Genomic DNA, 20,875 nt, shown 5'->3' with positions numbered 1-20,875 from the left:
GGCGCGCGAGTCCAGGCGGGCGAATTTTTCGGTCCCCTTGCGCTCAGGCCCGCCGCACGGCAGTTTGACGCCCCGCGCCGCCGATCGGATCAGCTCGTGACAAAACCTTCCTTCATTGTCGCCTCCGACCCCGAACGCCCGCCCGAGGGGCTCGAGGGCGCCGTCGTCGCCATCGGCAATTTCGATGGGCTGCATCGCGGCCATCGCGGCGTCGTGGCGCATGCCCAGGCGCTCGCGAAAAAACTCGGCAAGCCCTGCGCGCTGTTGACCTTCGAGCCGCATCCGGCCGACGTCTTCGCCGGCCGGCCGGTGATCTTCCGCCTCACCCCGCCCGCCGCGAAGGCGGCGCAGGCCGCCCGGCTCGGCCTCGACGGCATGATCGTGCTCAGCTTCACGCGCAGCTTCGCCGCGCGGCCGGCGCGGGAGTTCACAGAGGAGATCTTGAAGAAGAAGCTCGGCGTTTCGGCCGCCGTCGCGGGCTACGACTTTCGTTTCGGGGCCGGCCGCGCCGGCGACGCCGACTTCCTGCGCGCCGAGGGCGCGCGGCTCGGCTTCGCGGTCGAGATCGTCGACCGGATCACCCAGGACGAGGAGGGCAGCCTGGAGGCGGTGTCCTCGACCGCAACGCGCGAGGCGCTGGAGGCCGGCGACGTCGCGGCCGCCCGCCGGCTCCTGGGCCACCCCTTTTTCGTGCGCGGCGTCGTGCGCCATGGCGACAAGCGCGGGCGGCTCTTGGGCTTCCCCACCGCCAATCTCGCGCTCGACCCCTCGAACCGCCTGCGTCACGGCGTCTACGCCGTGACGATCGAGATCGACGGGGTCGTGCGCAACGGCGTCGCGAGCTTCGGACGCCGTCCAACCTTCGACAATGGCGCGCCCCTTCTCGAAGTCTTCGTCTTCGATTTCTCCGGCGACCTCTATGGCGAAGAAGTCGAGGTCGCGTTCTACGCTTTCCTCAGGGGCGAGCAGAAATTCGACAGCGTGGAGGCGCTGATCGCCCAGATGGACGCGGACAGCGCCCTGGCGCGCGCGCTCCTCGCGAAACGATAGTCCCTCCCGGAGCTAAAATTCCCCGCCAAACAGCGCAAGCCTCGTAACGAAAGTTGCTCCCGCTTCGCTTGGTCCGCGCTGAGCCGGCCCTAGCCTCCTTGCAGGGCTGACTGCTTCCGGCATGGAGGATGATCATGCGCGGCGCCGAGCGGCTCCTGGCCGCTTTACTTTCTCTCTTCCTTTTCGCCTGCTTGGACGCGGCGCAGGCGCGCCCTCTCAAGCGCGTGCTCATCTTCGGTGACAGTCTGGCCTCTGGCTTCGATCTGCCGGAAGGAACCGGCTTCGCCTGGTCGCTGCGTCGGCAGCTCTATCGCCGCGGACACGGCGACGTGCAAGTCATGAACAGCTCGCGCGCCGGCGACGATACGGCCGTCGGCGTGGATCGCATTCCGCTGGCCTTCAGCCGCGGGGCGGATCTCGTGATCGTCGAGCTCGGCGGCAACGACATGAGAAGCGACGTCGAACCCGGCGTCGTCTACCGCAATCTGCAAACCATCATCGCGCATAGCAAGGCGCAAGGCGCGCGAGTCATCCTCGCCGGCATGCTGTCGCTGCCGAAGCGCGATCCGACCTACAAGCAGCGCTTCGATTCGCTCTACCCTGCGCTCGCCGCACGCGAGAAGGTGCCGCTCTATCCGTTTTTCCTCGACGGCGCGTTCGGCAATTCGGGTCTGATGCAAAGGGACGGAGCGCATCCCAACGCCGCCGGGTCCGAGGTGATCGCCGCGCGCATGGCGCCGCTTGTCGACCGCGAGCTTCGGGCGCTCGACGGCGCCGGGAACGGCTTCGGCGCCTATGGACGCTACGGCTACGCGGGTCGGCGCGCCCGCTAGACGCCGCGGCGGCCGGCGCGGCGTTGCGGGCCGGCCGCCCAGCCCCTATCTTTGCGCCAGCAAGAGGGAGTTATAGCGTCATGAGCGACGAGCCGAGAGGCGAGATCGAGATCATCCCGCCCGGAAAAAAGCCGGAGGACGATTTCGCGACCTCGCGCATCTGGATTTCCTCGGGCTCCGGCGAAGTGAAATTCGTCAAGCTGGGCCCGTTCCAGAGCCTGCTCCTCGGCGTCGCCCTGCTCGTTTTCATCGGTCTCGGCCTGTTCTTCCTCTCGAGCCTCTTCCTCATCCTCGCGCCCGCGGTCGTTCTGCTCGGGGCCGGGGCGTGGATCGCCCACAAGCTCGGCTTCGGCCCGTTCCGGCGCCTCCGCTAGGCGAGATTTCATCGGGTTTTTGAGCTTTTCCGCAGGGGCGCCGCTTGCTAAAGAGAGGCATGCGGTTCCCCTGGCGCAGACGAATTACCGGCCCGGCCCACGCTTGAGGCCTTTGTCTCGCGTCGGGTCCGGGTTTTGGCGCGATTGGCGCTCCTTACGCAAATCCTTTATGTGACGCGGACCTTGCCGGCCCACCCGGCGCCGCCCGACCCCGGTTTAGCGAACCCATGAACGACGAGACGCCCAAGGGGCCCGACTATTCCAAGAGCCTCTATCTGCCGGCAACCGAGTTTCCGATGCGCGCCGGCCTGCCGCAGCGCGAGCCCGAACTTCTGAAGCGCTGGCGGGAGATCGGCCTCAACGAGAAGATGCGCGACGCGGCGAAGGGCCGGCCGAAATTCACCCTGCACGACGGGCCGCCCTACGCCAATGGCGCCATTCACATCGGCCACGCGCTCAATAAAATCCTCAAGGACGTCGTCACGCGCAGCCAGCGCATGACCGGCAAGGACTGCGTCTATGTGCCGGGCTGGGACTGCCACGGCCTGCCGATCGAATGGAAGATCGAGGAAGAGAATTACCGCGCCAAAGGCAAGAAGAAGCCAGACTTCTCGCGCCCCGACGAAATGATCGCCTTTCGCCGCGAGTGCCGCGCCTATGCCGAGCATTGGCTCTCGGTGCAGCGCGAGGAGTTCAAGCGCCTCGGCGTCGCCGGGGAATGGGATCGCCCCTACGCCACCATGGCCTATCCGGCCGAGGCGATCATCGCGCGCGAGATCTTGAAATTCGCCGAGAACGGCCTGCTCTATCGCGGCTCCAAGCCGGTGATGTGGTCGGTCGTCGAAAAGACCGCGCTCGCCGAGGCCGAAGTCGAATATGAGGATCATACGAGCGACACGGTGTGGGTCGCTTTCCCGATCCCGCGCGGCGCCGGCGCCGATCTCTCCGATGCGCGCGTGGTGATCTGGACCACCACGCCCTGGACGCTGCCGGGCAATCGCGCGATCTCCTTTTCGTCGAAGATCGCCTATGGCCTCTACCGCGTGACGGAGGCGCCCGAGAACAACTGGGCTTTTCCGGGCGCCAAATTCATTTTGGCCGACAAGCTTGCTCCCGAAGTCTTCAAAGCGGCGAAGGTCGAAGGCTTCGAGCGTCTGCGCGACGTCGCCGCCTCGGAGCTCTCCGACCTCGTCTGCGCCCATCCGCTCGCGCATCTCGGCTACGCCTTCGACGTGCCGCTGTTCGACGGCGACCATGTGACCGACGACGCCGGCACGGGCTTCGTGCATACCGCGCCCGGCCACGGCCGCGAGGACTTCGACATCTGGATGGCGAACGGCCGCCGTCTCGCCGAAAGCGGCGTCGAGACGCGCATTCCCTATACCGTCGACGCGGACGGCTTCTATACGCCAGAGGCGCCGGGCTTCGCGGGCAAGCGCGTGCTCACCGAAAAGGGAGAAAAGGGCGACGCCAACGACGCCGTGATGGCGGAGTTGGCAAAAGCCGGCAATCTGATCGCGCGGGGCAAACTCAAGCACCAATACCCGCACAGCTGGCGCTCCAAGAAGCCGGTCATCTTCCGCAATACGCCGCAGTGGTTCATTGCGATGGATCGGCCCTTCGCTCAATCCAACCCTCATCTTGAGGAAGCCCAAGGGGCTGTCCCGAACCCTCATCTTGAGGAAGCCCAAGGGGCCGTCCCGAACCCTCATCCTGAGGAGGCCCGAAGGGCCGTCTCGAACCCTCATCCTGAGGAGGCCCGAAGGGCCGTCTCGAACCCTCATCCTGAGGAGGCCCGAAGGGCCGTCTCGAGCCCTCATCCTGAGGAGGCCCGAAGGGCCGTCTCGAAGGACGAGGGCCGCGGAAATCGACCAACGCTACGCGAGATCGCCCTCGAAGAAATCGCGCGCACGCAATGGACGCCGGCGGCCGGCGAGAACCGCATTCGCGGCATGATCGCGAATCGACCCGACTGGGTCGTCTCGCGCCAGCGCGCCTGGGGCGTGCCGATCGCCGTCTTCGTCAAGAAAGGCACGCATGAGATTCTCGTCGACGCCCGCGTGAACGCGCGCATCGTCGCGGCCTTCGAGCAGGAAGGCGCCGACGCCTGGTACGAGACGCGCGCCGCGGAACGCTTCCTTGCGCCCGACTATGATCCCGACGATTACGAGAAAGTCGCCGACGTTCTCGACGTGTGGTTCGATTCAGGGTCGACCCACGCCTTCGTGCTCGATGATCCCGAGAACTTCCCCGCGCTCGCCGGCATTCACAGAAAGCGCGACGGCGGGGAAGACGAGGTGATGTATCTCGAAGGCTCGGACCAGCATCGCGGCTGGTTCCATTCCTCCCTTCTCGAAAGCTGCGGCACGCGCGGCCGCGCGCCCTATGACGCCGTGCTGACGCATGGCTTCGTGCTCGACGAGAAGGGCCGCAAGATGTCGAAGTCGCTCGGCAATGTGGTCGCGCCGCAAAAGGTCATCGCCGATTCGGGGGCCGACATTCTGCGCCTGTGGGTCGCGGCCTCGGATTACGCCGACGATCTGCGCGTCGGCCCAGAGATTTTGAAAACCTTTGTCGATCTCTATCGCAAATTGCGCAATACGCTGCGCTGGATGATCGGCGCGCTCGCCCATTACGGCGCCGACGACGAAGCCGCGCTCGCGCATGCGAGCGAACTCGAAAGGCTGATGCTGCATCGCCTTGTCGAGATGGACGCCCACATCCGCTCGGCCTATGCGGCCTATGACTACAAGCGCGTCGTGGCGCTGCTCACGCCCTTCATGACGACGGATCTCTCCGCCTTCTATTTCGACATTCGCAAGGACGCGCTCTATTGCGAGCCGCCGTCGAGCGTGAAGCGCAAGGCGGCGCTCGCCGTGATCGAGCATATCTTCCGCTGCGTGACGACCTGGCTCGCGCCGATCCTCGTCTTCACGGCGGAGGAAGCGTGGCTCTCGCGCTATCCGGACGCCCTGTCCGTGCATGTCGAGACCTTCCCCGACGTTCCGTCCCATTGGCGCGACGAGGCGCTGGCGAGGAAATGGGAGGGCGTGCGCGCCATCCGCTCGGTCGTGACCGGAGCGCTCGAGATCGAGCGCGCGCAAAAGCGCATCGGATCGTCGCTCGAGGCCGCGCCGCTCGTCTATATCGCCGACGGCAAGCTGCGCATGGAGCTGGACGGGGTCGATTTCGCGGAGATCTGCATCGTCTCCGACATCGAGATCGTCGCCGGCGACGGGCCGGCGGAGGCCTTCCGGCTGCCCGAGGTCGGCGGCGTCGCCGTGGTCCCGAGACGGGCGCCGGGCGTCAAATGCGCCCGCTCCTGGAAATATTTCGACCCCGCGACGGCCGAGCCGGACTTTCCGGACGTCACGCCGCGCGACGCCCAGGCGCTGCGCGAACTGAAGGCGCTCGGGCGCTGGAGCGGCTGAGCGGCGACCATGGACTCACCCATGCGCCGAATGAAGGGGTTCCCATCCCTCCCCCTTGCCGGGACGGATGGCAAGGCGGCGACATTCGCATCTCCCATCGGGCGAGCAACGATCTTTTCCCCAGACCGCCGGTTCGGGGAGGGGGGCCCGGCTTGACGTGAAAGTCCTCCTCGCCTTCCTCGCCAACACCATCACCAATTTCATTATCGGCCTGGTGGTCGCGAAATTTCTCGGCCCCGAGGAATACGGGCGGTTCGCGCTCGCCTTCTCCATCGCCGTCGTGGTGCAGACGGCGCTCTATGACTGGCTGCGGCTTTCCGCGACGCGCTTCTACTCCCAGCGCACGCGCGAGAACGACCCGATCATCCGCTCGACGCTCGGCACGTCGTTTCTCGCCGTCACGCTGTTTCTGTTCGTCACGACGGTTCTGTATTCGCTCATCGGTCCGCGGCTCGACTTCGACAATGAACTCATCCTGCTCGCGCTCCTCACGGCGACGGCCAATGGACTGTTCGACTATTCGACGGCGCTCGCCCGCGCGCGCTTCGAGGACGCCGCCTATGGGCGGCTGGTTCTCGTCAAGAACCTGTTGGCCTTCGTCCTCATCGGCGCCGGCGCCTGGCTCTTCCGTTCGGCGGGCGTGGCGCTTGCGGGCGGCGTCGTCAGCCTGCTCGGCACGGTGTTTTTCGCCCGCGAGGCGTTGCGCGATCCGGGCGTCCGCTGTCGCGACGCGCAAATCGAGACCGTGAAGCTGCTCATGGCCTATAGCGCGCCGATTGTCGCGGCGCATCTGCTCTATCAGGTCATGCCGCTCGCGGCGCGCTCGATCGTCGCGAGCGTGTACGACTTCGCCGAAACCGGCCAGTTCGCCCTCGCCTATGACCTCGGCCTGCGCGCCGTCATGGCCTTTGGCTCGGCGCTCGACGTCCTGTTGTTTCAGATCGCCGTCGCCGCCCATGAGGAGCACGGCGAACGCCGGGCGCGGGAGCAGGTCGCGCACAACATGGGCGTCGTCTTCGCCTTTCTGCTGCCGGCCTGCGTGGGGCTTTGGCTCGTGATGCCCTCGGTCGAGGCGCTGATCGTGCCGGGGCAATTCCGCGGCCCCTTCGGCCATTATCTCGGCCTGCTGCTGCCCGGTCTCTTCGCCATGGGCATGATCAATTTCGGGGTGAACCCTGTTTTCCAGATCAGCAAGCGCACGGCGCCGCTGGTCGTCGCGGCCGTCGCGGCCGCCCTTGTCTCGACTCTCTTCCTGTTCGTTCTGCCCTGGGGAAAAGACGCCTCCAATCTCGCCGTCGCCCAGGCGGCGGGCTATGTCGCCGCCCTGGCGGCGACGATTTATTTCGCGCTGAGGGCCCAGCCGGTCTGGCCGTCCTTTTGGGATCTTTCCGCGGCCATCGTCGGGACGGCCGTGATGTTCCTCGCTTTGACGCCGATGCGCGGCATGGCGCCGGGCTTTCCGACGCTGATCCTCCAGATCGCCGCCGGCGTCGCCATTTACGGGGCGATGGTTCTCATCTTCGACATCGTCGGGCTGCGCGCTTACGTCCTCGCCTGGGTGCGGGCGCGCCGCGTAAGAGCGTGACATGGGCGCGGGCGCGCTTATGTTAGGCATTGGGTTGTTCGGGAACAGGACGAGGTGTCAGCGATGGTCATGCCGCTTTACGACGACGCGCCGCTGCGCCATCTGAAGCGGCCCATCGTCAATCATGCGCTGATCGCCATCAATGTGGTCATTTTCCTCCTGGTCCACAACGAGGCGCTGGGCGATCCGCTGACCATCATGCGCGGATTCGCAATCATTCCGAGAGTGCTGTTCGGCGAGGCCAATCTCGCCGACTGGGTGGTGGGGCCGCCCGCGCCGGCGACTCTGGTCACCGCGCTCTTCTTCCACTCCTCGCTCCTGCATCTCGGCAGCAACATGCTCTTCCTCTACGTCTTCGGCGACAATGTCGAGGACGCCATGGGCTCGCTGCATTATCTGCTGTTTTATCTCTCCTGCGGGATCATGGCCGGCGTCTTCTATATCTATGCGACGCCTCAATCGATCACGCCGCTCGTTGGCGCGTCGAGCGCCATTTCGGGGGTCTGCGCCGCCTTTCTGCTGCTCTATCCGCGCGCGACGGTCACGGGCTTTTTCCCGCCGCTGACCTTTGTCATGTTCCCCTATTGGCTCATCACCCTCGCCGACGGGTCGAGGTCGCCGACGCGGCCGCTCTTCGGCTTGAAGCCGCCGCTCTTCGCCTTTCACGCCTCGGGCTTTCTGTTCATTGGCGCCTGGGCGGCGCTGCAGCTCGTGAACGCCAGCTGGGGCGGCGGCGAGAGCCATGTCGCCTGGATGGCGCATGTCGGCGGCATCGTCGCCGGGCTGGCGCTGACGCCGATCTTCAAAAGGCGCAGCCATCCGCTGTTCGACCGCGGCCCCAACCGCGCGCCGCCCGCGCCGCCGCGCGAGAAAACGGCTCCGCCCGAGGAAACCGGACTCGAGGGCTAAAAAATTTAAGGCCGGACGAGGGCTCGGGCCCGGCTCGAGCCTCTTCGTTTGACTTGCGCGCGGACGCCCGTTACCAGACCGCCACAGTTTTACAAGGTCAGGGGCGCGATAGCGTCCGCCGTCATCTCCAGGGGTCGCGCGATGAAGATTCTCGTGCCCGTTAAACGGGTCGTCGACTACAACGTTAAAATCCGGGTCAAGCCCGACGGCTCCGGCGTCGATCTCGCCAACGTCAAAATGTCCATGAATCCCTTCGACGAAATCGCCGTCGAAGAGGCGCTGCGCCTCAAGGAAGCCGGCAAGGCGACAGAAATCGTCGTCGTCTCCATCGGCCCGGCCAAGGCGGACGAGACGCTGCGCACCGCGCTCGCCATGGGCGCCGACCGTGGCGTTCTGGTCAAGACCGACGAGACGGTGGAGCCGCTGGCGGTCGCCAAGATCCTAGCGAAAATCGCCGCGGAGGAGCAGCCCGGCCTCATCATTCTCGGCAAGCAGGCGATCGACGACGACTCCAACCAGACCGGCCAGATGCTCGCGGCCCTGCTCGGCTGGGGCCAGGGCACCTTCGCCTCCAAGGTGAACGTCGCCGACGGCTCGGTCGACGTCACGCGCGAGATCGACGGCGGCCTGCAGACGGTCAGCCTGAAGCTCCCCGCCGTCGTCACCACCGACCTGCGCCTCAACGAGCCGCGCTACGCCAGCCTTCCCAACATCATCAAGGCGAAGAAGAAGGAAGTCGCCGTCAAGGCGCCGTCCGACTTTGGCGTCGACATCGCGCCGCGCCTCGAAGTGCTGAAGACCGCAGAGCCTGCGTCCCGCTCGGCGGGCGTGAAGGTCGGCTCGGTCGCCGAACTCGTCTCGAAGCTCAAGGAAGCGGGAGTTCTCTAAAAAATGGCCATTCTGCTTCTCGCCGAAACCGCCAATGGCGCGCTCGCGCCCGCGACCGCCAAGGCGCTTGCCGCCGCTCAGGAGATCGGCGGCCCCGTCCATATTCTCGTCGTCGGCCCCGGCCTGAAGGGCGCCGCCGACCAGGCCGCGAAGCTGACGGGCGTCGAAAAAGTGCTCTACGCCGAGGACGCCGCCCTCGACCACGTGCTCGCTGAGCCGGTCGCGGCGCTGATCGTCAGCCTTGCGCCGTCCTATGACGTGATCCTCGCCCCCTCGACCAGCGCGACCAAGAACGTGCTGCCGCGCGTTGCGGCGCTGCTCGACGTCGCCCAGGTCTCCGACATCATCAAGGTCGTTTCGCCCGACACTTTCGAGCGGCCGATCTACGCCGGCAACGCCGTCCAGACGGTCCGCGCCAAGGACGCCAAGAAGGTGATCACCGTGCGCACCACGGCCTTTGCGGCGGCGCCCGAGGGCGGCTCGGCCCCGGTCGAGACCCTTGGCGGCGCCGCCAATCCCGGCGTCTCCGCCTTCAAGAGCGAGGAGCTCGCCAAGTCCGAGCGTCCGGAGCTCACCTCGGCCCGCATCATCATCTCGGGCGGCCGCGCGCTCGCCTCGGCCGAGAACTTCCACAAGGTTCTCGATCCGGTGGCCAACCGTCTCAACGCCGCGATCGGCGCCTCCCGCGCCGCGGTCGACGCCGGCTATGCGCCCAACGACCTGCAGGTCGGCCAGACCGGCAAGGCCGTCGCGCCGGAGCTCTATATCGCCGTCGGCATTTCCGGCGCGATCCAGCATCTCGCCGGCATGAAGGACTCGAAGATCATCGTCGCGATCAACAAGGACGAAGAGGCGCCGATCTTCCAGGTCGCCGATTACGGTCTCGTGGCGGATCTGTTCCAGGCCGTGCCCGAGCTCGACGCCGAGCTCGCCAAGCTCGGCAAGTAAGTCTCGATCCATCCGCCGCCCGGGACTTTACCCGGGCGGCGGAGAGCGCCACTTCTCGATTTTTCAAGCTTGCCAGTTTTCATTCGGCCTCGCGCCGCGTTATATTGCACTGCAACGTGGCCGCATTGCATCGCAGCCGTCCCGCTCTTTCCGGCGGTCCTCTCGCGTGGGTGTTCGAATTATGAGCTTCGAAATTCGCAAAGTCGGCGTTATCGGCGCAGGCCAGATGGGCAAGGGCATCGCGCATGTCTGCGCGCTCTCCGGCCTGGACGTCGCCCTCAATGACGTCACGGCGGACCGAATCGAAAACGGCGTCAAGGACATCGGCGTTCAGATGAAAAAGGCGGTCGAGCGCGGCTTCCTCGCGCGCGAGGCCGTCGAGGCCGCTTTGCCGCATATTTCCGCCGCGCCGGCTCTCCAGGATTTCCGCGAATGCGACATCGTCATCGAGGCCGCCACGGAGAATGAAGAGGTCAAGCGCAAGATCCTTTCCGACGTCGCCCAGGTCGTGAAGCCGGACGGCATCATCGCCTCCAACACCTCCTCGATCTCGATCACCCGGCTCGCCGCCATCACCGGCCGCCCCGAGCGCTTCATCGGCATTCATTTCATGAATCCCGTGCCGCGCATGCAGCTCGTGGAGCTCATCCGCGGCATCGCCACGGACGACGTCACTTTCGAAGAGGCCAAGGCCTTCTGCGCCAAGCTCGGCAAGACGGTGACCGTGGCCGAGGACTTCCCGGCCTTCATCGTCAACCGCATCCTGCTGCCGATGATCAATGAGGCGATCTACACGCTTTATGAAGGCGTGGGCTCGGTCGAGGCGATCGACACCGCGATGCGGCTCGGGGCCAATCACCCGATGGGACCGCTGCAACTCGCCGATTTCATCGGCCTCGACACCTGCCTCTCGGTGATGCAGGTGCTGCACGAGGGCCTCGCCGACACGAAGTATCGGCCCTGCCCGCTGCTGGTGAAATATGTCGAGGCCGGCTGGCTCGGCAAGAAGACCCAGCGCGGCTTCTACGACTACCGCAGCGGCACCCCGACCCCAACGCGTTGACGCGGCTTCTGAGACAGGCTGCGGGGCCGCAACGGCCCCGATGCGCCGCCTTGCTCGGCGCCGGATCATTCCTAAAGCCTCACCCCCGCCGCTCTCTGCGCGTGCGGGCCTTCGTCGGCCACGCGTTCGCACGCCGCATTCCCTCTCCCGCTTGGCCCGGGGGTTAGGGCGAAGGCAGTCCCGATCCCTCTAAGCGCGCCTGCTCTTGCGGCTTTTCTCGGGCCCCACTTCGCACTAGCTTCGCATCAACTGCGAAGGATCTGATTCCATGGCCAGCATCGACGCCATCCTGAATACGATCGACGCCAATCTCCCCGCGTCGACGAAGCGTCTCTTCGACCTCTTGAGCATCCCGTCGGTCTCGACCGATCCCGCCTATACGCAGCACTGCCTGCGGGCCGCCAACTGGCTCGCGGACGAACTCAAGGGCCTGGGCTATTCCGCGGAGGTGCGCGAAACGCCGGGGCATCCGATCGTCGTCGGCCACGCCAGGGCCAAGCGCAAGGACGCGCCGCATGTGCTGTTCTACGGCCATTACGACGTGCAGCCGGCGGACCCGCTGGAACTGTGGCGGAGCGATCCCTTCGCGCCGCGCCTGGCCGACGGCAAGGACGGCAAGGAAATCGTCGCGCGCGGCGCTTCCGACGACAAGGGGCAGCTCATGACCTTCGTCGAGGCCTGCCGGGCTTTCGAGGCGAATGGCGGCCTGCCCTGCAGTGTGACTTTTCTCTTCGAAGGCGAAGAGGAGACGGGCTCGCCCTCGCTTCCGGATTTCCTCGCGGCGCATAAGGCCGAGCTGTCGGAGCCGGCCATTGCGCTCGTTTGCGACACCGGCATGTGGAACGCTTCGACGCCCGCGATCACCGTCATGCTGCGCGGCCTCGCGCAGGAGGAAGTGATCATCACGGGGCCAAGCCACGACCTCCATTCCGGCATGTTCGGCGGGCCGGTGCTCAATCCCATCCACGTGCTCGCCAGGATCGTCGCCGATCTGCACGACGCGGAGGGCAAGGTGACGCTGCCGGGCTTCTACGCCGGCGTGCCGGAGCTCCCCGAAGACATCGCCGAGCAGTGGCGCAACCTCGACTTCGACGAGCGAGCTTTTCTCGCCGGCCTCGGCCTCACCCATGTCGGCGGCGAAGCGGGCCGCGGCGTCATCGAGCAGATCTGGGCGCGGCCGACCTGCGACGTCAACGGCATTGTCGGCGGCTATACCGGCAAGGGCTCCAAGACCGTGCTGCCCGCGCAGGCGTCGGCGAAGTTCTCGTTCCGCCTCGTCGGGTCGCAGGACCCCAAGGCGGTCATGGAGAGCTTCCGCGCCTTCGTGCGCGAGCGCCTGCCCGCCGACGCCAAGGCCGAATTCATCTCGCACGGGGCGTCCGGCGCCCTGCAATTGCCCTTCGGCTCGGAGGCGTTGAGCCGCGCCCGCCGCGCGCTCGCCGAGGAATGGGGCAAGGACGCCGCCCTCGTCGGCTGCGGCGGCTCGATCCCCATCGTCGGCGCCTTCAAGCGCGACCTCGGCATGGACGCGCTGATGATCGGTTTCGCGCTCGAAGACGACCGCATCCACTCACCCAACGAAAAATACAGCTACACGTCGTTCCACAAGGGGACGCGGAGCTGGGCGCGGGTCTTGGATGCGCTGGCCGGGTGAGGCCGCGCCGGGCCTTCGGGCGCCCTCGTGAATGGAGCTGGTAACCAGCGATCGAAACGCGGGCGCGGCGATCAAGCCCGGCGCAAATGACGACGCGCCAAGCGACCGACCAGTCGCCGGCGCGGCCGCGGCCGCGTAGATCGTTGACGCGCGAAGAGATAGCGGCTGTGGCGCCACGCCACGCGCGGCCGGCGGCTATTGGCCAAAGGCGCAAAACCCTGCAAATACGCGGCAATCCGCCGCTCGCAATCCGGCCGAGGATCGGCTATGTAAGAAATCGTCCAAACTGGCTTGCAGGCGGGACGGGGCCGATGCCGGTGCGATGGGCGTGAGAAGATCGAGGGTTCGTTACATGGTGTATCGGCGATATTTCGAGGCGGCCGTCTCCCGTCTGAAGACCGAACGTCGTTACCGCGTCTTCGCTCACCTTGAGCGGGACGTCGATAGTTTCCCTCTCGCGAAATGGCATCGCGACGACGGCTCGATCGAGGACGTCACCGTCTGGTGCTCCAACGACTACCTCGGCATGGGGCAGCATCCCGAAGTGATCGCCGCCATGGTCGAGACGGCCAGCAAGGTTGGCGCCGGCGCGGGCGGCACGCGCAACATCTCCGGCACGAGCCACGCCATTGTCGAGCTGGAGCGCGAGCTCGCCGACCTGCATGGCAAGGAGGCGGCGCTCGTCTTCACCTCCGGCTGGATCTCCAATCTGGCCGCGATCTCGACCATCGCCGATCTGCTGCCGAACTGCCTCATCCTCTCCGACGCCTCGAATCACAATTCGATGATCGAGGGCGTGAAGCGGTCGCGCGCGGAGAGGAAGATCTTTAGACACAACGACCTCGCGCATCTCGAAGAGCTGTTGATCGAAGCCGGCGACCGCCCCAAGCTCGTCGTCTTCGAGAGCCTCTATTCCATGAACGGCAATGTCGCGCCGGTCGCCGAGATCGCCGCGCTCGCCGAGCGCTATGGCGCCATGACCTACGTCGACGAAGTGCACGCCGTCGGCATGTATGGCGCGCGCGGCGGCGGCGTCTGCGAACAGGCCGGCGTCATGGACCGCATCGACGTGATCGAGGGCACGCTCGCCAAGGGCTTCGGCACCATGGGCGGCTATGTCGCCGGCGACGCCGTGGTCATTGACGCGATCCGGTCCTATGCGGGCGCCTTCATCTTCACCACGGCGCTGCCGCCGTCGGTCGCCGCCGCCGCCTGCGCGGCCGTGCGTCTGCTCAAGCGCCGGCCCGATCTGCGCACCGCGCATCAGCGCGCCGCCCATATCGCCAAGCATGCGCTTTCGGCGGCCGGCCTCCCTGTGCTGGAGAACGGTTCGCATATCGTGCCGGTGATGGTGCGCGACGCGGAGCTCTGCAAGGCCGCGAGCGATCTGCTGCTCACGCGCCACCACATTTATATCCAGCCGATCAACTATCCGACCGTCGCAAAGGGCTCGGAGCGCCTGCGCATCACGCCGACGCCGCGCCACACGCATGAGCACATCGCCCATCTCGTCGAGGCGGTGGTCGACGTCTGGCATACGCTCGGCATTCCCTTCGTGGAGCCGCCGTCGCATCTGCATGTCGACGAGAAGAGCGCCGAGCGTTGCAGCTATCCCGAGATCAAGCTCGCGGCGCAGTAAGTTTACGTCCTCATGCCCGGCCTTGAGCCGGGCGTCCGCCGGCGTGGATGGCCGGGCCAAGCCCCGGCCATGACGAAAGGCCGGCTCTATCCCCCGATTCCGAAGGCGGCGATGGCCGCCATATTGACGATCTCCGTGTCGGTCGCGCCGAGCTGGACGATCTGGATCGGCTTGTCGAGGCCGACGATCAGCGGGCCGAGCACGGTGGCGTCGCCAAGCTCCTGCAGCATCTTCGTCGAGATCGCCGCCGAGTGGAAGGCCGGCATGATGAGCACATTCGCCGTATCGGTGAGCCTCGAGAAGGGATAGGCGCTCATCAGCTCGCGGTTGAGCGCGATGTCGGCGCCCATCTCGCCCTCATATTCGAAATCGACGCGGCGCTGGTCGAGCACGCGCACCGCCTGATGGACGCGCGCCGTGCGTTCGCCCGGCGGATAGCCGAAGGTCGAGAAGGCGAGCATGGCGACGCGCGGCGTCAAGCCGATGCGACGCGCGACGCCCGCCGCCTCCACGGCGATTTCCGCAAGCTCCTCCGCCTCGGGCAATTCGGTGATCGCCGTGTCCGCGACCACGACGACGCGGCCCTTGGCGAGGATCAGCGACACGCCGATGACGCGGTGGCCGGGTTTGTGATCGACGACGCGGCGCACTTCTTCGAGCGCATTGGAGAAATTGCGCGTCACGCCGGTGACCATCGCGTCGGCGTCGCCGCGCGCCACCATGGCGGCGGCGAAGTGATTGCGGTCCTGATTGATCAGGCGCTGGCAGTCGCGCAGCAGAAAGCCCTTGCGCTGCAGCCGCTCGAACAGGAATTGCGCATAGACCGCGTTGCGGCTCGAGAGCTTGGCGTTGTGAATTTCGATGCCGTCGATGAGCTCCACGCCGGCGTTGGCGGCGTTTTGGCGGACGCGGTCCTCGCGGCCGACGAGCACCGCCGTTCCGAGCCCCTGATTGACGAAAGCGACGGCGGCGCGAATGACCTGTTGCTCCTCGCCCTCCGCGAAGACGACGCGCTTGGGCTCGCGGCGCACGCGCTCGTAGATCGTCTGCATGAGCCCGGCGATCGGATCGCGCCGCGCCGACAGCTCATGGCGATAGGCTTTCATGTCGACGATCGGCCGGCGCGCCACGCCGGAATCCATCGCCGCGCGCGCGACCGCCGGCGGCACGACCGAGATCAGGCGCGGATCGAAGGGCGCCGGGATGAGATAATCGCGGCCAAAGCGCGGACGCGCGCCGCGGTAAGCGTTGGCGACTTCGTCCGGCACGTCCTCGCGCGCGAGATCGGCGAGCGCCTGCACCGCGGCGATCTTCATCTCCATATTGATGGTCTTGGCGCGCACGTCGAGCGCGCCGCGGAAGATGTAGGGAAAGCCCAGGACGTTGTTGATCTGGTTCGGGTAGTCCGAGCGCCCCGTCGCAATGATCGCGTCGGGCCGCGCCGCGCGCGCTTCTTCCGGGGTGATCTCGGGGTCCGGATTGGCCATGGCGAAAATGATCGGATCGGCCGCCATGGAGTTCAGCATTTCCGGCGTCAGCGCGCCCTTAACCGAAAGCCCGTAGAATATATCCGCGCCCTCGAGCGCTTCGGCGAGCGTGCGCGCCTTGGTGTCGACGGCGTGGGCGCTCTTCCACTGATTCATGCCCTCCTGGCGGCCGCGATAGACGACGCCCTTGGTGTCGCAAAGGATCACATTGCGCGGATCGAAGCCCAAGGCCTTGGCGAGATCGAGACAGGCGATGCCGGCGGCGCCGGCGCCGTTGCACACGAGCTTCGCCGTCTTGATGTCGCGCCCCGTGAGCCGCAGCGCATTGATGAGACCGGCGGCGGAAATGATCGCCGTGCCATGCTGGTCGTCGTGAAAGACCGGAATGTCCATCAGATCGCGCAGGCGTTCCTCGATCACGAAGCACTCGGGCGCCTTGATGTCCTCGAGATTAATGCCCCCGAAGGAGGGGCCGAGATAGCGCACGGCGTTGACGAAATCGTCGATGTTCTTGGCGTCGACCTCGAGGTCGATCGAATCGATGTCGGCGAAGCGCTTGAACAACGCCGCCTTGCCTTCCATGACGGGCTTCGCCGCGAGCGGGCCGAGGTCGCCCAGCCCCAGAATGGCGGTGCCATTGGTGATGACCGCGACCATATTGCCGCGCGTGGTGTAATCGAAGGCGAGCGACGGGTCCTGGGCGATGGCGAGCACGGGCGCGGCGACGCCCGGCGAATAGGCGAGCGAGAGATCGCGCTGCGTCGCCATGGGCTTGGTCGCGACGACGGCGAGCTTGCCCGGGCGGCCGCGGGAGTGAAAAAGCAGCGCCTCCTTGTCGGAGAAAATCGGGCGCTCCTGCCCCGTCGTCTTGTCTGTCGCCATTCTCTTCGAACCCTTCCCGCGCGTCGGCCTTTTCGCGGCGCAACATAGCGCCGAAGCAAGAAGCTTCACAAGGCTGCGGCCGGCCCCTCCCTGCCGCGCCGCGGAACATTCGCGCCCGTCTCTGGTTCCAGCATCTCTCGCGCGCGCCGCGAGGTTCCGCGCGCCCAAAGGAGGCGACGATGAACAGCATCATTTATCTCGTTGGAATGGTCGTGGTCGTCATGGCGATCCTGTCCCTGCTCGGATTGCGCTAGGAGGCGATCATGACGGACGTCATTCGGCCGGGCGTAACGCCCGCGCCCGTCGAGAGCGCGGCGCTCTCGCGCATCACCGCCGTCGATTGGGGCGCCATTCTCGCGGGCGTCGCGGTCGCCACGGCGATCACCTTTGTTCTGGCGGCCTTCGGCTCGGGCATCGGCCTCTCCCTGGCCTCTCCCTACGAAGGCGCCTCGCCGCTCACCCACGCCATCGCGCTGGCCCTGTGGGTGCTCTGGGTCACGGTCGCGAGCTACGCCGCCGGCGGATATGTCTGCGGACGGCTGCGCGCGCGCAATCCAAGCGTCCCGCGCGAGGAGGCGGAAGTCCGCGACGGCGCGCATGGCCTCGTCGTCTGGGGCGTCAGCATGCTCATCATCGCCTTCGCGGCCGGGTCGTCGCTCTATGACCTCGGCAAGGCCGGCGTGGATGCGGCGAGCCAGCAGGCGCAGAAAGCGGGACTGTCAACGAGCCCCGTGGATTACCGGGTCGATACGCTGATGCGCGGCGACGGCGGCGCCGCGCCAATGGCCCCCGCCGCGCGGGGCGGCGCGCCAGCCGGCGCGACGGCCGCAACTGGCGCCGCTATGGCGGACACCCGGCAGATCATCTCGCGGGTCGTCGCGCGTGGCCAGGCCACGGGCGAGATCAGCAACGAAGACCGCACATTTCTGCAAAACATGCTGGCTTCGACCGGCGTGAGCCCGACTGACGCCCGGGCCCGCGTCGACATGCTCGCGCAGCAGGTGCGCGACGACAACGCCCGCGCCAAGGAGCTTGCCGACAAGGCGCGCAAGGCCGGCATATTGGCGAGCTTCATCGCCGCGGCGGCCATGCTGCTCGCCGCAGCCTCGGCCTGGGGCGGCGCGGCGCTCGGCGGACGCCACCGTGACGAGAATGTCGGGCTCGCAGAACTGACGCGCTGGTAGGAGGGAAAGATGGGACGTTCTGTATTACTCTGGCTGCTCGGCGTGCCGATCCCGATCATCATCCTTCTGGCCTTGTGGCGCTAGGCGCCGCGGACCTCAGGTCGATCAAGAAGGCCCCGGAATCCGGGGCTTTTTTGCGGCGTTCCACATGCGGTCGCTTCGCCCGCATGGCGCCTTCGGGCGGGCGCCGCTAGACTACCCGGATGACGCAGAAAGCTTTGGATCAGACCCGCGCGGGCGAGGCCGTGCGCGCGACGCCGATGATCGCGCAATATATCGAGATCAAGGCCGCCAACAGCGATTGCCTGCTCTTCTACCGCATGGGCGATTTCTACGAACTGTTTTTCGAAGACGCCGAAGTCGCGGCGCGCGCCCTCGGCATCATGCTGACCAAGCGCGGCAAACATCTGGGCCAGGACATTCCGATGTGCGGCGTGCCCGTCGAACGCGCCAATGATTATCTGCAAAAGCTCATCGCGCTCGGCCATCGCGTCGCCGTCTGCGAGCAGATCGAGGACCCGGCCGAAGCCAGGAAGCGCGGCGCCAAATCCGTCGTGCGTCGCGACGTCGTGCGCCTCGTCACGCCGGGCACCATCACGGAAGACGCGCTCCTCGATCCGACGCGCGCGAATGCTTTCGCCGCGGTCGCGCGCGCGCGTCGCTCTGACGGCGGCTGGCGCTATGGCGTGGCCAGCCTCGATATCTCGACCGGCGCTTTCACGGTCTGCGACTGTGACGCCGCCGAGCTTGCTTCGGTCCTCGCGCGCCTCGAGCCGCGCGAGATCGTCGCCGCGGAAACGCTGTGCCGCGAGGAAGCTGTGGCCGACGCTTTCGCCAATGTCGCCGCGCCGGCCGCGCCACTCGGCCGCGACGCCGGCGATCCCGAGCGGCGATTGATCGATTTCTACGGTGTGTCGACGCTCGACGGCTTCGGCGCGTTGAGCGAGGCGGAACTCGAGGCGGCCGCGACAGCGATCCTTTATGTCGAACGCACGCAGAAGGGCGGCCGCCCGGCGCTTTCGCGACCCGTGAGTTTGCGCGACAGCGCCACGCTCGACATGGACGCGGCGACGCGCGCCAATCTCGAAGTGGCGCGCACGCTGTCCGGCTCCCGCGAGGGGGCGCTGCTGTCGGTCGTCGATCTGACGGCGACGTCGGCCGGCGCCCGGCTTCTCGCCGAACGCCTCGCCGCGCCCTCGACCGACCCGGCCCTGATCGGCGCAAGGCTCAACGCCGTCGCCTTCTTTCTCGACACGCCCGACATTCGCTTCGCGCTGCGCGGGCGGCTGGCGCGCGCGCCCGACCTTGCGCGCGCCGTCTCGCGCCTCTCTTTACAGCGCGCCGGCCCGCGCGATCTCGCGGCTGTCGGCGCCGCGCTCGTGACGGCGCGGGACATTGCGGCGCTCTTCGCTGACGCCGGGACGCCCGAGAAGATCGCGCGCGAAGCCGAGACCCTTGCGCAGGCGGACATTGCCCTCGCCTCGGAGATTATGGCGAGCCTCGCCGACAATCCGCCGCTCGACAGGCGCAACGGCGATTTCGTGCGTGCGGGGTATGACGCGGCGCTCGACGAGGCGCGCGCGCTGCGCGACGAAAGCCGCACGGTCATCGCCTCGCTGCAGGCGCGCTACGCCGAGGCGACGGGAACGCGGCTCAGGATCAAGCACAATAATTTTCTGGGCTTCTTTCTCGAACTGCCGGCGGCGCAGGGCGAGAAGCTCTTGCGTCCGCCGTTCGACGCGACCTTTACGCACCGCCAGACCATGGCCGACGCGATGCGCTTCTCGACTCGCGAGCTCGTCGAGCTGCAAAGCAAAATCGCTTCCGCCGCCGACCAGGCGCTTTCGCGCGAAATTGCGATCTTCGAACGGCTGGCGAGCGCCGTCCTCGCGCGCGCCGAGCCCTTGCAGACGCTGGCGCAGGCCTTTGCGCGGCTCGATCTCTTCAGCGCGCTCGCGGAGGTCGCCGAAAAGCGCAATTGGACGCGGCCGCATGTCGATCACTCGCTCGACTTCGCCATCGTCGGCGGGCGGCACCCCGTCGTCGAAGCGTCGCTCGAAGCGCAGGGCAAAGCCTTCGCGGCGAACGACTGCGATCTCTCCGGCGACAAGGCCGGGCGCATCGCCGTCGTCACCGGCCCGAACATGGCGGGTAAATCAACCTTTTTGCGGCAAAATGCGCTGATCGCGCTGCTCGCGCAGGCGGGCTCCTATGTGCCGGCGGCGCAAGCGCGCATCGGCGTCGTCGATCGTCTGTTTTCGCGCGTCGGCGCCTCGGACGATCTCGCCCGCGGCCGCTCGACCTTCATGGTCGAGATGGTGGAGACGGCCGCGATCCTGAATTGCGCGACGCCGCGCTCGCTCGTCATTCTCGACGAGATCGGGCGCGGCACGGCGACTTTCGACGGCCTGTCGATCGCCTGGGCGACGATCGAGCATCTGCACGACGTCAATCGCGCCCGGGCGATCTTCGCGACGCACTTCCATGAACTGACCCAGCTCGCCAAGCGCATGAAGCGGCTCGTCAATCTCACCATGAAAGTCACCGATCACGCCGGCGAGGTGGTGTTTCTGCACGAGGTCGTAGAAGGCGCGGCCGATCGCTCTTACGGCGTGCATGTGGCGCAGCTCGCGGGATTGCCGGCGAGCGTCGTGGCGCGCGCCCACGCCATCCTCGCGGAACTCGAAGCCGCCGACCGCCGCGCGCCGGTCGAGGCGCTGATCGACGACCTGCCCCTCTTCAAGCGCGTCGCCGAGATCGCGCCTCAAAAAGACGCGCTGCGCGAGGCGCTTCTCCGAATCGACCCGGACCAGATGAGCCCGCGCGAGGCGCTCGCGGCGCTCTATGAGTTGAAGGGCAAGGCCTGATCCGAGCGGGCCTCTGTAAAGTCGGCTTCGGGCAAGGTTCCGGAGTCAACGCTGACGCGCGAAAGCATGGAAGGGCTCGCT

The 20,875-nt window shown here is 66.8% G+C and carries 14 protein-coding genes; 13 read left to right on the top strand and 1 reads right to left on the bottom strand.

The window, feature by feature from the left end:
• Positions 1 to 96: 96 nt before the first annotated feature.
• The 11 genes from ACETII_RS08575 to hemA all read left to right on the top strand — a co-directional run bounded on the left by ACETII_RS08575 (position 97) and on the right by hemA (position 14,374).
• Entirely contained in the window at positions 97 to 1,050 is a 954-nt protein-coding gene (locus tag ACETII_RS08575; RefSeq protein WP_472787759.1) for a bifunctional riboflavin kinase/FAD synthetase, read from the top strand.
• 134 nt (positions 1,051 to 1,184) lie between these two features.
• Positions 1,185 to 1,883 (top strand): arylesterase, encoded by a 699-nt coding sequence (locus ACETII_RS08570; RefSeq protein WP_472787758.1) that lies wholly within the window; start codon positions 1,185 to 1,187, stop codon positions 1,881 to 1,883.
• 80 nt (positions 1,884 to 1,963) lie between these two features.
• Positions 1,964 to 2,257, top strand: coding sequence for a hypothetical protein (locus tag ACETII_RS08565; RefSeq protein ID WP_363350614.1), 294 nt, complete (start codon positions 1,964 to 1,966; stop codon positions 2,255 to 2,257).
• Positions 2,258 to 2,484: 227 nt separating this feature from the next.
• The gene (locus tag ACETII_RS08560; protein WP_472787757.1) at positions 2,485 to 5,688 is read left to right on the top strand and encodes an isoleucine--tRNA ligase; all 3,204 of its coding nucleotides are present in this window, start codon (positions 2,485 to 2,487) and stop codon (positions 5,686 to 5,688) included.
• A 157-nt stretch (positions 5,689 to 5,845) separates the two neighbouring features.
• Complete coding sequence (locus tag ACETII_RS08555; protein WP_472787756.1) at positions 5,846 to 7,273, top strand: lipopolysaccharide biosynthesis protein; 1,428 nt, start codon at positions 5,846 to 5,848, stop codon at positions 7,271 to 7,273.
• 63 nt (positions 7,274 to 7,336) lie between these two features.
• Positions 7,337 to 8,182 carry a rhomboid family intramembrane serine protease gene (locus ACETII_RS08550; RefSeq protein WP_472788140.1) on the top strand — a complete coding sequence of 282 codons (846 nt, stop codon included), beginning with the start codon at positions 7,337 to 7,339 and terminating at the stop codon, positions 8,180 to 8,182.
• Between the two features lie 141 nt (positions 8,183 to 8,323).
• Entirely contained in the window at positions 8,324 to 9,070 is a 747-nt protein-coding gene (locus tag ACETII_RS08545) for an electron transfer flavoprotein subunit beta/FixA family protein (RefSeq protein ID WP_472787755.1), read from the top strand.
• Positions 9,071 to 9,073: 3 nt separating this feature from the next.
• Complete coding sequence (locus ACETII_RS08540) at positions 9,074 to 10,018, top strand: electron transfer flavoprotein subunit alpha/FixB family protein (protein WP_363350606.1); 945 nt, start codon at positions 9,074 to 9,076, stop codon at positions 10,016 to 10,018.
• A 181-nt stretch (positions 10,019 to 10,199) separates the two neighbouring features.
• The gene (locus ACETII_RS08535; RefSeq protein WP_472787754.1) at positions 10,200 to 11,081 is read left to right on the top strand and encodes a 3-hydroxybutyryl-CoA dehydrogenase; all 882 of its coding nucleotides are present in this window, start codon (positions 10,200 to 10,202) and stop codon (positions 11,079 to 11,081) included.
• 268 nt (positions 11,082 to 11,349) lie between these two features.
• Positions 11,350 to 12,735: a M20/M25/M40 family metallo-hydrolase gene (locus tag ACETII_RS08530; protein WP_472787753.1), complete on the top strand. Its 1,386-nt coding sequence runs from the start codon at positions 11,350 to 11,352 to the stop codon at positions 12,733 to 12,735.
• Positions 12,736 to 13,087: 352 nt separating this feature from the next.
• Complete coding sequence (gene hemA, locus ACETII_RS08525) at positions 13,088 to 14,374, top strand: 5-aminolevulinate synthase (protein ID WP_472787752.1); 1,287 nt, start codon at positions 13,088 to 13,090, stop codon at positions 14,372 to 14,374.
• A gap of 86 nt (positions 14,375 to 14,460) precedes the next feature.
• Here the strand turns inward: hemA and ACETII_RS08520 are convergent, their stop codons facing one another.
• Positions 14,461 to 16,743, bottom strand: coding sequence for an NADP-dependent malic enzyme (locus ACETII_RS08520; RefSeq protein WP_472787751.1), 2,283 nt, complete (start codon positions 16,741 to 16,743; stop codon positions 14,461 to 14,463).
• 263 nt (positions 16,744 to 17,006) lie between these two features.
• On the opposite strand from ACETII_RS08520, the gene ACETII_RS08515 reads away from it, so the two are divergent.
• Positions 17,007 to 17,927: a hypothetical protein gene (locus ACETII_RS08515; RefSeq protein WP_472787750.1), complete on the top strand. Its 921-nt coding sequence runs from the start codon at positions 17,007 to 17,009 to the stop codon at positions 17,925 to 17,927.
• 203 nt (positions 17,928 to 18,130) lie between these two features.
• Positions 18,131 to 20,794, top strand: coding sequence for a DNA mismatch repair protein MutS (mutS, locus tag ACETII_RS08510; protein WP_472787749.1), 2,664 nt, complete (start codon positions 18,131 to 18,133; stop codon positions 20,792 to 20,794).
• The last annotated feature ends 81 nt before the right edge of the window (positions 20,795 to 20,875 follow it).

The organism is Methylocystis sp. NC52PC (assembly GCF_055698645.1).
This window is presented reverse-complemented; position numbering and strand designations above follow the sequence as displayed.